Source organism: Lysobacter sp. Root916 (assembly GCF_001429785.1).
Lineage (GTDB): Bacteria > Pseudomonadota > Gammaproteobacteria > Xanthomonadales > Xanthomonadaceae > Lysobacter.
Genome location: NZ_LMJF01000015.1, coordinates 337,894 through 350,004 on the forward strand (window position 1 = coordinate 337,894; position 12,111 = coordinate 350,004).

9 protein-coding genes are annotated in these 12,111 nt (G+C 68.6%); 6 read left to right on the top strand and 3 right to left on the bottom strand.

The annotated features are described in order from the left end of the window. Positions 1–12: 12 nt before the first annotated feature. Positions 13–2,079: a S8 family peptidase gene (locus ASE35_RS18125; protein ID WP_056175944.1), complete on the bottom strand. Its 2,067-nt coding sequence runs from the start codon at positions 2,077–2,079 to the stop codon at positions 13–15. A gap of 761 nt (positions 2,080–2,840) precedes the next feature. Further along, positions 2,841–3,482, bottom strand: a complete 642-nt coding sequence (locus ASE35_RS18130) for a YidB family protein (RefSeq protein WP_057164692.1) — start codon at positions 3,480–3,482, stop codon at positions 2,841–2,843. Between the two features lie 222 nt (positions 3,483–3,704). On the opposite strand from ASE35_RS18130, the gene rplU reads away from it, so the two are divergent. From rplU to cgtA, 3 genes are all read left to right on the top strand, one after another. Further along, complete coding sequence (rplU, locus tag ASE35_RS18135) at positions 3,705–4,025, top strand: 50S ribosomal protein L21 (RefSeq protein ID WP_036113830.1); 321 nt, start codon at positions 3,705–3,707, stop codon at positions 4,023–4,025. 12 nt (positions 4,026–4,037) lie between these two features. Further along, complete coding sequence (gene rpmA, locus ASE35_RS18140) at positions 4,038–4,292, top strand: 50S ribosomal protein L27 (protein ID WP_056175940.1); 255 nt, start codon at positions 4,038–4,040, stop codon at positions 4,290–4,292. Positions 4,293–4,484: 192 nt separating this feature from the next. Next, entirely contained in the window at positions 4,485–5,552 is a 1,068-nt protein-coding gene (gene cgtA, locus ASE35_RS18145; protein ID WP_056175936.1) for an Obg family GTPase CgtA, read from the top strand. Positions 5,553–5,856: 304 nt separating this feature from the next. Here cgtA and rpsT read toward each other — a convergent pair whose 3' ends face one another. Continuing rightward, the gene (gene rpsT, locus ASE35_RS18150) at positions 5,857–6,126 is read right to left on the bottom strand and encodes a 30S ribosomal protein S20 (RefSeq protein ID WP_056175933.1); all 270 of its coding nucleotides are present in this window, start codon (positions 6,124–6,126) and stop codon (positions 5,857–5,859) included. A 148-nt stretch (positions 6,127–6,274) separates the two neighbouring features. Here rpsT and murJ point away from each other — a divergent pair, with 148 nt between their 5' ends. The 3 genes from murJ (at position 6,275) to ileS (ending at position 12,000) form a co-directional block, all read left to right on the top strand. Next, positions 6,275–7,906, top strand: a complete 1,632-nt coding sequence (murJ, locus tag ASE35_RS18155) for a murein biosynthesis integral membrane protein MurJ (RefSeq protein ID WP_057164693.1) — start codon at positions 6,275–6,277, stop codon at positions 7,904–7,906. A 96-nt stretch (positions 7,907–8,002) separates the two neighbouring features. Further along, positions 8,003–9,043, top strand: a complete 1,041-nt coding sequence (locus tag ASE35_RS18160) for a bifunctional riboflavin kinase/FAD synthetase (RefSeq protein ID WP_057159614.1) — start codon at positions 8,003–8,005, stop codon at positions 9,041–9,043. An 86-nt stretch (positions 9,044–9,129) separates the two neighbouring features. Beyond that, a complete protein-coding gene (gene ileS, locus ASE35_RS18165) occupies positions 9,130–12,000 on the top strand; it encodes an isoleucine--tRNA ligase (protein ID WP_057164727.1) in 2,871 nt (956 codons plus the stop codon). Positions 12,001–12,111 lie beyond the last annotated feature (111 nt).

Below are 12,111 nucleotides of genomic sequence, written 5' to 3' on the forward strand. Positions count from 1 at the left end.
TGCATGCCGCGATCAGCGCTTGGAGGAGGCGTACTCGATCTCCACGGGGTCGGCGCATTCCTGCGTACCGTTGTTGCACAGCTTGTAGCTCATGGTGCCGGTGCCGATGATCCGGAAGGTATCGGTGGTGGCGCCGTTGTTACGCACGGTCTTGAGGATCGCGCCGTTACGGTAGACGTCGATGTTGCGCTTGCCCGCCTGCCAGGTCAGATCCACGCGGGTGCGGTGGTTGGTGAGCGGGGTCGCTTCGGCCTCGACCGCGCGCGGCCAGTTGGCGTCGGTGAAGCTGGGGTACAGCGACACGCCGGCGGAGTTGCTGAAGCCCTTGATCGTCACGTACCAGATGCCGCCCTGCGGTGCCGGGAAGAAGCAGTTCTCGTTGTTGCCGGAACTGAACGGACGGCAGTCGTAGGAGGTGTTGGTCGGCGGGGTGCCGCGCTTGACGTAGATGTCCGCGTCGCCGGTGCCGCCGTACATGGCGAACAACAGGTTGGACGCGCCGTTGGGCACCAGCAGCTGGTAACGCACGTTGCCGCCGGCCAGCACTTCGATGCCGGTGACGGTGACGCCGTTGGACAGCGGGGTGGCCGGTTCCGGCGCCGGCGGCGGCGGCGGATCGGCCGGCAGCGCTTCGGCGCCGGAAGCCACGGCCACCGCGTAGCGGGCGTCGACGATGCCGGCGCCGCAGGGCTTGTCGTAGTTGCAGCCGCTCGGGAAGCCGCCGGACGCGTAAGCGGTGTTCTCGAGGATCTTCTTGATCTGCGCCGGGGTCTTCGGCGTCGGCGCCGCGGCCTGCATCAGCGCGACCACGCCGGCGACGTGCGGAGCCGCCATCGAGGTGCCCGCCATCCAGGCGTAGCCGTCGCCTTCCTGGCCCTGCAGGCCCAGGTTCAAGGTCGACAGGATGTTGTCGGCCGCCGGAGTGACGCCCGAACCGCCGGGCGCGGCCACGTCGACCACGGCGCCGAAGTTCGAATAACCGGCCAGCGTGCCGGTCGGGCCGACCGCGGACACGGTGATCACGTCGTTGCAGCTCGCCGGCGAGTAGCCGGCCGCATCGGCCGAGGAATTGCCCGCCGCCACCACGACCGTGGTGCCGCGACCGGCCGCCGCGGTGTAGGCGGCCTGCTCGGCGACCGAGCACGCACCGCCGCCGCCGAGGCTGAGGTTGATGACTTCGGCCGGGGTGGCGTTGGCCGGCACGCCGGTGACAGTGCCGCCGGAGGCCCAGGTCACCGCGTCGATGATGTCGGACTCGTAACCGCCGCACTTGCCCAGCACGCGCACCGGCTGGACCTTGGCGCCGAACGCGACGCCGGCCACGCCGACGCCGTTGTTGGTCGAGGCGGCGATGGTGCCGCTGACGTGGGTGCCGTGCCAGCTGCTGTCCTCGGGAATGCCGAAGATGTTGCATTCGCCGTCGTGCCAATCGCCCGGATCGTTCGGGTCGGCATCGCGGCCGTCGCCGTCGACGCTAACGTCCGGATCGATGATGAAGTCGTAACCGGCGACCAGGTTGCCGATCAGATCGGCGTGCGGGGTGATGCCGGTGTCGAGCACCGCGACCACGACGCCATCGCCGGTGCTCAGGTCCCAAGCCGGCTCGGCGTTGATGCCGCCGGGGCCGTTCTTGTAATGCCACTGCTGCGCGTAGCCCGGGTCGTTCGGGACCAGCAGCGGCTTGCGCAGACGATCGGGTTCGACCGCGAGCACGTTCGGGTCCTTCATCAGCTCGATCATCAGCTGCTTGCTGGCCACGCTGTCGAGCTTGCGCTCGGTGCGGATCAGCGCGGCGCCGGTGGCCAGCGTGCGCATCGGCGCGATGCCCAGGCCCAGCGCCTTCGACGCGCTGGCGAGTTGGGTGCCGACCTTGGCCGCGGCGACGCCCTTGGCGTTGCTGGTGCCCTTGAAGGTGATGATGTAGCGGTCGTATTGGGCCGGCTGTTCCTTAGCCGCCTTCGCCGCCTGCGGGGACAAGGTCGAGACCTTGGTCTTGTTGGCCGTCGGCAGCTTGCCGCCGGAATAGGCCGCGGGCGCGATCACGATCGCGGTGGCGATGGCCAGTGCGGTCCATTTCATAGAACGTGCTTTGCGAGTCATGACAAACATCCTTGATTTCGTAGCTCATGATCCCCGACGCATCCCCTGATAGCGTCGGGCGCTGGTCCGCGGCTATGGCATCTTTCCTCGCCGCGGGACTTCGGTGCGCAGGCTGCGCGCGGGCGCCCGTCCGGGGCGTCGCGCAGTCGCGGTAATGGGGGAACTAGAACGAAGGAACGCAGCTTCGCGTAGCGGCGTCGCTGTGGCTGCGACGCGCGCGCACGCATCGCGATGCGCGGCCTGCGCATCGTGCAAAACAGGGTAATGAGCCGCGCACGCGCTGCGCTCGCCGTCGCGGTGAGATGCGGGAAGGCTGGATGACTCCAGTCGCATGCAGAGGCCCCCTGAGTGTGGAACCGGCGATCTCCGCCGATGTCGCGCGCGCTGGCGTGCGACTCAGCATCCATGCTGGTTCGATCCCGACGCGACCCCCTGCAGGCGCGTCCATGGCAAGCTAATTCAAGCGTTGCGATGTGCGCAAGTGGCATGCACTACGACTAAAGCAGGCACCGACGATGCGCGGATATGTAACGCCGCATGTAACGTGGATGCGCCTGCGATGCTGCAAATCGAATGCGATGCTGAATTCGTTGCGAAAAATGCCGCTCTTCACAAACACGAACGGGCGCGCGGCAGGCGCGAATCGCGCCGACCGCAGCGCGCGAACGCCATTTCGATTGTGTGAACTGCGTCGCCCCACGATTGCGGCGCAATTCGCGTCGTGGCGCGTTGGCTTCGCGTTAAACGCGCAACAGCAGCGCCAATGCGATCAGCAGTGCGGCGATCAGCAGCCACGGCAATGCGCGGCGCGCGAACGATTTCGCCGAAGGCAGCGGCGGCCCGTCGTTCGCGCGATACAGCGGCGCGGGCTCGGAAGGCAGCGGTCCCGGTGCGGTGTCGCGGATCGGCTGCGGTGCGATCGATTCGAGCGTGGGCGGCTCGGGGCGCGGCGCGTCGTCGACGGGCCGCGCGTGCAGCCCGTGCTCGTCAGGGCCGGGCCCTCTCGATTCGGCGCTCGCCGTGCGGCCGCCGCGCCAGCGGCCGTCCTCGCTCAGGGCGTCCACGGCTTCGGGCAGAATCGCGGCCGAGGCGCTGGCCACGGCCGCAGCGGGCAGCTCCAGGGCGCGGGCGAGGGCGGCGATCTCGGCCTCGCCGAACACCCGCTCCAGTTGGTCCGCGGTCAGCGGCCGATTCGGGCCCGGGGCGATCCAGGACGTCGCCAGCGGCTCCAGCCCCTGGGCCCGGAAGGCCTGGACGAAGCCCGCCGTCCCGCCCCGGGCGGGGTCGAAAATACGGTCCAGCCAGGCCGCCAGCAGGCGCCGGGCCTGGTCCGGGTTGAGGCCGTGACGGCTCCCGACCTGGTCCAGCAGATGTTCGAACATGCGGCGATCCCGTGGGGAAGGGCGGCCACGGGGTCCTTCGTAGCGTGCTCACTACAGCATGAGACGCGTTAAGGCCGCGACAGGCGGCCCCGGGGGCGGGGGCAGTGCCGTCCGGCGGACCGGGATAGTTGCCCTAACCCGCTGAAGCACCTACAATTCCGCTTCTGTCCGCCCGCTATTGGGTGCGGCAGCGACCAAAATAACTACAGAGGAATACCGGTCATGTACGCAGTACTGGTCACCGGCGGTAAGCAATACCGCGTGATGCAAGGCGAGACGCTCCGCGTCGAGCTGCTCGATGTCGAAGCCGGCAGCGAGATCAAGTTTGACACCGTCCTGATGCTGGGCGATGGCGAAGGTGTGAAGCTCGGCGACGCGCTCAAGGGCGCCAGCGTCACCGCCAAGGTCGTCGGCCACGGCCGCGCCGACAAGGTGCGCATCGTCAAGTTCCGCCGTCGTAAGCACCATCGCAAGCAGATGGGCCACCGTCAGCACTACACCGAAATCGAGATCACCGGCATCGCCGGTGGCGACAACAAGTAAGGAGCAGCAGCCATGGCACACAAAAAGGGCGTAGGTTCTACCCGCAACGGCCGCGACTCCAACCCGAAGTACCTGGGCGTGAAGATCTACGGTGGCCAGGCCATCGAGGCCGGCAACATCATCGTGCGTCAGCGCGGCACCCAGTTCCATCCGGGCGCCGGCGTCGGCCTCGGCCGCGACCACACCCTGTTCGCGCTGGTCGACGGCAAGGTCGAGTTCTCGACCAAGGGTCCGAAGAAGCGTCGCACCGTCAGCGTCGTCGCCTAAGCGCGACGCGCGGTACGCGAAGGGCCCCGCTTCGGCGGGGCTTTTCGTTTCTAAGCCGGGATTGGGGATTCGGGATTCGGGATTCGCAACAGCGAAAATCCGGATTTCCCGCTCCCGCTACAATCCTCAGTGGCCCCGTTTTTGCTCTACGAATCCCCAATCCCAAATCCCGAATCACAAATCCCGGCTCCTATGAAACTCGTCGACGAAGCAGAAATCCAAGTCATCGCCGGTAACGGCGGCAACGGCTGCATCGGCTTCCGTCGCGAGAAGTTCATCCCGCTGGGCGGGCCGGACGGCGGCGACGGCGGTGCTGGCGGCAGCGTCTGGCTGGTCGCCGACGAGAACGTCAACACCCTGGTCGATTTCCGCCACCAGAAGCAGTTCCGCGCCCAGCGTGGCGAGAACGGCATGGGCCGGCAGGCCTACGGCAAGGGCGGCGACGATCTGGTCATCGTGGTCCCGGTCGGCACCGTGGTCACCAACGTCGAGACCGACGAGGTGATCGGCGACCTGACCACCAGCGGCGACCGTTTGCTGGTCGCGCGCGGCGGCAAGGGCGGCCTGGGCAACATGCATTTCAAGAGTTCGACCAACCGCACCCCGCGCAAGGCCCTGCCGGGTCTGCCGGGCGAGCAGCGCGAACTCAAGCTCGAACTCAAGCTGCTGGCCGACGTCGGCCTGCTCGGCTTCCCGAACGCGGGCAAGAGCACCCTGATCCGCGCGGTCTCGGCGGCCACGCCCAAGGTCGCCGACTATCCGTTCACCACCCTGTATCCGAATCTGGGCGTGGTCAGCGTGGAAGCGCACCGCAGCTTCGTGATCGCCGACATTCCGGGCCTGATCGAAGGCGCCGCCGACGGCGCCGGCCTGGGCGCGCAGTTCCTGCGCCATCTGCAGCGCACACGTCTGCTGCTGCACCTGGTCGACATCGCACCGATGGAAGGCGGGGTGGAGGGCGTGAGCCCGGCCGAGCAGGTGCGCGCGATCGAGCGCGAACTGGCCAAGCACGATCCCGAGCTGCTGGCCAAGCCGCGCTGGCTGGTGCTCAACAAGGCCGACCTGCTGCTGGAAGAAGAGCAGCAGGCCGCGGCGCAGGCGATCGTCGACGAACTGGGTTGGAAGGACCGCTGGTACCTGGTCTCGGCGATCGGCCGCGACGGCACCTGGCCGATCATGCTGGACGTGATGGCCTTCTTCGACCGTCAGCGCGAAGAGGCGCTGGAAGCCGCGAACGCCGCCGGCGAACATGCGCCCTGAGCCGCGGGCTCGGCGTTCAATTTCGACCCTAAGCGGCGCTCGTCGCGCGCCGCACTTGGCCGCGCGCATCGCCGGCCGCGCCGTCGCCGCGCGAGGCGACGGCGCGCAACGCTTCTTGCTCGCTTCACGCGCGGCGCCGACGATGCGCTGCATGCCTCAACATGCACGCTGCGCAAGCTCCGTCGCGAATGTTTCCGCAAGCGCGGCCGCGTGCGTCGTGAATCGCCTGCCCGCAAAAAGCAAAAACCCGGCCGAAGCCGGGTTTTCGCATGCTGCTGCGGCGCTAACCGCAGTCGCGTCGCAATCAGGCGGCGGACAGCGCCTTGATGCGGGCCGACAGGCGGCTCTTATGGCGCGCGGCCTTGTTCTTGTGGATCAGGCCACGGGAGCTGAAGCGGTCGAGGATCGGCTGAGCGACGTCGAACGCGGACTTGGCACCGGCGGCGTCGTTCTCGCCGAGGGCCTTCAGCACCTTCTTCACGGCGGTACGCAGCATCGAACGCTGGCTGGCGTTACGGGCATTGCGGACGACCGTCTGCTTGGCGCGCTTCTTGGCGGACTTGATGTTTGCCACGGGTGGTTTCCTGGAAAATTTGGTTGAAAGCTGTGATGGAACTGGGTGCAAAAATGCAATTGCGGAAAATCAGACCCAAAAGTATGGCCGATTCAGTGACTTGCGTCAACTGGGCAGGCGCCGCCGCGGGAATGGCCGGGGGCGGGCGATGAGCAAGGCCGGTTTGCTGCGGTCCTCGGTGGTTTTCAGCGCCATGACCCTGATTTCGCGGGTCTCCGGCCTGGTCCGCGACCAGGTCTACGCCTGGCAATTCGGCGCCAGCCCGGCCATGGACGCGTTCTTCATCGCGTTCCGGATCCCGAATTTCCTGCGCCGGCTCTCGGCCGAGGGCTCGTTCTCGATGGCCTTCGTGCCGGTGTTGGCCGAGTACAAGGAAAAGCAGGACCACGCCGCGGTCAAGGAACTGGTCGACCGGGTCACCGGCACCCTGGCCGCCGCCCTGCTGGTGCTGACCGCGGCGGTGGTGCTGGCCGCACCCTGGGTGATGCAGCTGTTCGCGCCGGGCTTCGAGCCGGGCACCGAGCAGTACCGCCTGGCCACCCAGATGTTGCAGATCACCTTCCCGTACGCCTTGTTCATCTCCCTGGCCTCGCTGGTCGGCGGGGTGCTGAACAGCTACGAGCGCTTCGCGATTCCGGCGTTGTCGCCGGTGCTGCTGAACCTGTCGATGATCGCCGCCGCGGTGTGCGCGGTGCCGCTGATGCGGCCGCTGGGCCTGGAGCCGGTGCTGGCGTTGGCCTGGGGCGTGTTCGTGGCGGGCATCCTGCAACTGGTGTTCCAGTTGCCGGCGCTGTCCAAGCTGGGCCTGCTGCCGCGGCCGCGCTGGGGCGGGGCGCACGCGGGCGTGCGCAAGATCATGCGGTTGATGGTGCCGACCCTGTTCGGCTCCTCGGTGGCTCAGCTCAATCTGCTGCTCAACACCGCGCTGGCTTCGTTCCTGATCGCCGGCAGCGTGACCTGGCTGTATCTGACCGACCGCCTGCTGGAATTCCCGCTGGGCATGTTCGGCGTCGCGATCGGCACCGTGATCCTGCCGCATTTGTCCAAGCGCCACGCCGCGACCGATCCGCAGGGCTTTTCCAAGGGGCTGGATTGGGGTTTCCGGCTGTGCCTGCTGATCGGCATTCCGGCCTGCCTGGGCCTGGTGTTGTGTGCCGAGGCCTTGATCGCGACCCTGTTCCAGTATGGCCGCCTCAGCGCCACCGACACCGAGATGATCCGCCTGAGCCTGATGGCGCAGTCCACCGCGGTGCCGGCGTTCCTGCTGGTGAAGGTGCTGGCGCCGGCCTTCTATTCGCGTCAGGACACCAAGACCCCGGTGAAATCGGCGGTGGTGTCGGTGATCGTGAACCTGGTCGCGACCGTGGCCCTGTTGCTGAGCGCGCTGTACTTCACCGAGGCCGGCCAGGCCGCGCTGCTGCGCAGCGGCGGGCATCTGCGCGAAGCCCTGGGCTACGTGCCCGGCGCGCATGCCTGCCTGGCGCTGGCGATCGCGATCGCCGGCTGGGTCAACGCGCTGCAACTGGCCTGGTACCTGCGGCGCGCGCGGGTGTATGCGCGCCAGCCCGGCTGGGGCCGCTTCCTGCGTCAGATCGGCGTGGCCGCAGTGGCGATGAGCGCGGTGGTGCTGGCCCTGTTGTGGCTGTGGCAGGGCTGGACCGCGTGGCCGTGGTGGGAGCGCGGCTGGAAGCTCGCGGTGACGGTGGGCGCCGGCGGCGCGGTCTACGCCGCGATGCTGTGGCTGCAGGGCATCCGCCCGCGCGACCTGCGCGGGCACTGAGTCCGGCGCAGGCGGCTTGAGAGTCGTCCGCGCCGGCTATACTTCCTGATTCATCCTTTTGAACGCTCCTTTCGAGCCGGTCCCCCACGCAATCCCATGAGCAGGCTGTTTCGTGACGTCGAGGGCGGGCCCCGTTGCCCGCACGGCAGTGTGGTCTGCATCGGCGCCTTCGATGGCCTGCACCTCGGGCATCGCGCGCTGGTGCGCCACACGGTCGCGCGTGCGCACGCGCTGGGCGTGCCGGCGGTGGCCTTGAGCTTCGAGCCGCTGCCGCGCGAATTCTTCGCCCCGTCGGCGCCGCCACCGCGCCTGCTGCTGCCGCGCGCCAAGGCCGAGGGCCTGCTCGCGCTGGACGCCGATCAGGTCGGCCTGCTGCGTTTCAACGCCCGCCTCAGCGGCCTGGACGCCGAGACCTTCGTGCGCCGGGTGCTGGTCGAGCGCCTGGGCGCGCGCGAGGTTTGGGTCGGCCCCGAGTTCCGTTTCGGCAAGGCCCGTGGCGGCGACATCGGCGTGCTGCGACGGCTCGGCGAGGAGTGCGGCTTCGAGGCGCACGAGATCGAGCCCGTGCACCACGACGGCGAACGCGTCTCCAGCACCCGCATCCGCGCCGCGCTGCTGGCCGGCGACTTCGCCGCCGCCGCCGGCCTGCTCGGGCGGCCCTATGCGATCGGCGGGCGCGTGGTGCGCGGCCAGCAGCTCGGCCGCACCCTGGGTTTCCCGACCGCCAACCTGCGCTTCGGCGGCAAGACCCCGGCCTTGTCGGGGATCTACGCGACCTGGGTGCACGGTGTCGGCGAGCGTCCGCGCGCGTCGGTGTCCAGCCTGGGCACGCGTCCGACCGTGGACGGCGTCGAACCGCTGCTGGAAGCGCATCTGTTCGACTTCGACGGCGACCTGTACGGTCGTCGCATCGAGGTCGAGTTCGTCGCCCACCTGCGCGCCGAGCTCAAGTTCCCCGATCTGGCTTCGCTGACCCAGCAGATGCACCGCGACGCCGCCCAGGCGCGCGAGCTGCTGGTGCTGGACGCGCAGCGCCGCTCGCTGCAACCGATGCACACCGAACTTCCGCACCACGACCCTCGACGTGCGTCTACGTCGCCAGCTCGGGCCGCCGACGCGGCCGAGAAAACTGCCTGAGACCCGCTGTGACCAACGACCCCAGCCAACCCGCCCCCGGCAACGCCTACAAGGCCAGCCTGCTGCTGCCGGCGACCGATTTCCCGATGCGTGGCGATCTGCCCAAGCGCGAGCCGGAAACCCTGGCGCGCTGGGAGAGCGAAGGCCTGTATCAGCGAATTCGCGAGAAGACCGGCGGCCGCGAGCGCAGCTTCGTGCTGCACGACGGCCCGCCGTACGCGAACGGCGAGATCCATGTCGGCCACGCGGTCAACAAGGTGCTCAAGGACATCGTGGTCAAGTCCAAGCTGCTGGCCGGGTTCGATGCGCCCTACGTGCCGGGCTGGGACTGCCACGGCCTGCCGATCGAGCACAAGGTCGAGAAGGAATTCGGCAAGGTCGGCAGCACCGTCGACGGACGCGTGCTCGACGCCGCCGAATTCCGCGCCAAGTGCCGCGAGTACGCGACCAGCCAGATCGACATCCAGCGCCGCGGCTTCAAGCGCCTGGGCGTGACCGGCGATTGGGATCACCCCTACCGCACCATGGATTTCCGCTACGAGGCGGACATCATGCGTTCGCTGGCCAAGATCGTCGATCGCGGCCACCTGGTGCGCGGCTCCAAGCCGGTGCACTGGTGCTTCGACTGCGGCTCGGCGCTGGCCGAGGCCGAGATCGAGTACCAGGACAAGGAATCCACCGAAATCTACGTGCGTTATCCGGTGCTGGACCGCAAGCGCGTGTTCGACGCCTTCGGCCTCGCCGACGACGGCGCGCCGCTGTCGGTGCCGATCTGGACCACCACGCCGTGGACGCTGCCGGCCAGCCTGGCGGTCACGCTGGGTCCGGAAGTGAACTACATGCTGGTCAAGCTGGAGGCGGGCACGGAAGGCCTGTTCCGCGAGGGCGCTCAGCGCCCCGAATACCTGCTGGTCGCGCACGACCTCACCGCGGGTTTCTTGACCACGCTGGCCAACCGCGACGCGCTGAAGCAGGGCGCGAGCGTGCAGGCGAGCGAGTGGGGCCCGCAGCCGGGCGTCGCCTTCGAGGGCCTGCGCCTGCAGCATCCGTTCTACGAGCGCGAGATCCCGGTGCTGCTGGGCGACCACGTCACCGTCGACGCCGGCACCGGCGCGGTCCACACCGCGCCCGGTCACGGCCAGGAGGACTACGCGGTCGGCCTGAAGTACGGCCTGGTCGAGCGCTACAGCGCCGCCCAGATCAATCCGGTCGACGCGCGCGGCCTGTACCTGCCGTCGACGCCGCCGGCCGACGGCCATGCGCTGGCCGGCCAGCACATCTTCAAGATCGATCCGCTGATCGTCGAGGTGCTGCGCGCGCGCGGCGCGCTCCTCGCCGCCGGCCGCATCAAGCACAGCTACCCGCATTGCTGGCGGCACAAGACGCCGGTGGTGTTCCGCGCCACCCCGCAGTGGTTCATCTCGATGGAGCAGGCCGGCCTGCGCCGCGACGCGCTGGCCGCGATCGGCGGCGTGTCCTGGGTGCCGGGTTGGGGCGAGGCGCGCATCTACAACATGATCGAGGGCCGTCCGGACTGGACGATCTCGCGCCAGCGCTATTGGGGCGTGCCGATCGCGCTGTTCTTCCATCGCGAGACCGGGCTGCCGCATCCGCGCACCGGCGAGATCATGCGTCAGGTCGCCGACGCGGTCGAACGCGAGGGCACCGATGCCTGGTACGCGATGACCGCCGAACAACTGCTGGGCGACGAAGCCGCGGACTACGAGAAGGTCAACGACATCCTCGACGTCTGGTTCGACTCCGGCACCAGCCACGAGTGCGTGCTCGCGCAGCGTCCGCAGGACGGCCTGCATAAGCCCGCCGACCTGTACCTGGAAGGCTCCGACCAGCACCGCGGCTGGTTCCACAGCGCGCTGCTCAGCGGCGTGGCGATGGACGGCGTGGCGCCGTACCGGCAGGTGCTGACCCACGGCTTCACCGTCGACGAACACGGCAAGAAGATGTCGAAGTCGATGTTCAACGCGCTCGCGCCGGACAAGGTCACCGACACCCTGGGCGCCGACGTGCTGCGCCTGTGGGTGGCCTCGACCGAGTTCCGCAACGAGATGACGGTCTCCGACAAGATCCTCAAGCAGAACGCCGACGTCTACCGCCGCATCCGCAACACCGCGCGCTTCCTGCTCGGCAACCTCAGCGGCTTCGACCCCGCGCGCGATCTGGTCGCGCTGGGCGATATGGTCGCCCTGGACCGCTGGATCGTGCACCGCGCGGCCGAGCTGCAGGACCGCATCGCCGCCGCCTACGAGCGTTACGACTTCGCCGAGATCGTGCAGGCGTTGTCTAACTTCTGCAGCGTCGACCTGGGCTCGCTGTACCTGGACGTGACCAAGGACCGCCTGTACACCATGCAGGAGAACTCGCGCGGCCGCCGTTCGGCGCAGAGCGCGATGTACCGCATCGCCGAGGCCTTCGTGCGCTGGATCGCGCCGATCCTGGCCTACACCGCCGACGAGATGTGGCGCCACCTGCCGGCCAACACCGAGCAGGGCGCGCGCGAAGGCAACGTGCTGTTCACCACCTGGTACGACGGCCTGGCGCTGCTGTCCGACGAGGCGCCGCTGTCGGCCGAGGACTTCGCCCGCCTGCTGGCCCTGCGCGACGACGTCAGCAAGACCCTGGAACCGATGCGCGCCGAAGGCAAGATCGGCGCCGCGCTCGAGGCCGAGATCGCACTGCGTTGCGGCGTCGCCGACCAGAACTGGCTGGCGCCGTTCGCCGACGAGCTGCGCTTCCTGTTCATCAGCGGCGACGTCGAAATCGTCGCCGACGACGCGATCAAGGACATCGCGGTGACCGCCGCGCCGACCGCCAAGAGCAAGTGCGTGCGCTGCTGGCACTACCGCGCCGACGTCGGTAGCGACCCCACGCATCCGGAACTGTGCGGCCGCTGCGTAGACAACGTCGCCGGCGCGGGCGAGGACCGTCGCTGGTTCTGAACCCTCGTCCCTCATCCGCTCCGCGTCGACCCGATGCGGAGCGGTAGCCGAATCACCGGGTCCCCCGCGGACCTCTTCACCGGGCTTCCGGCCCCGCCGGAACCAGGAGCG

Bases quoted from the DNA above. Each gene is read 5' to 3' on its own strand.
- ASE35_RS18125 (WP_056175944.1), bottom strand. From the start codon at position 2,079: ATGAAATGGACCGCACTGGCCATCGCCACCGCGATCGTGATCGCGCCC.
- ASE35_RS18130 (WP_057164692.1), bottom strand. From the start codon at position 3,482: ATGTTCGAACATCTGCTGGACCAGGTCGGGAGCCGTCACGGCCTCAAC.
- rplU (WP_036113830.1), top strand. From the start codon at position 3,705: ATGTACGCAGTACTGGTCACCGGCGGTAAGCAATACCGCGTGATGCAA.
- rpmA (WP_056175940.1), top strand. From the start codon at position 4,038: ATGGCACACAAAAAGGGCGTAGGTTCTACCCGCAACGGCCGCGACTCC.
- cgtA (WP_056175936.1), top strand. From the start codon at position 4,485: ATGAAACTCGTCGACGAAGCAGAAATCCAAGTCATCGCCGGTAACGGC.
- murJ (WP_057164693.1), top strand. From the start codon at position 6,275: ATGAGCAAGGCCGGTTTGCTGCGGTCCTCGGTGGTTTTCAGCGCCATG.
- ASE35_RS18160 (WP_057159614.1), top strand. From the start codon at position 8,003: ATGAGCAGGCTGTTTCGTGACGTCGAGGGCGGGCCCCGTTGCCCGCAC.
- ileS (WP_057164727.1), top strand. From the start codon at position 9,130: ATGCGTGGCGATCTGCCCAAGCGCGAGCCGGAAACCCTGGCGCGCTGG.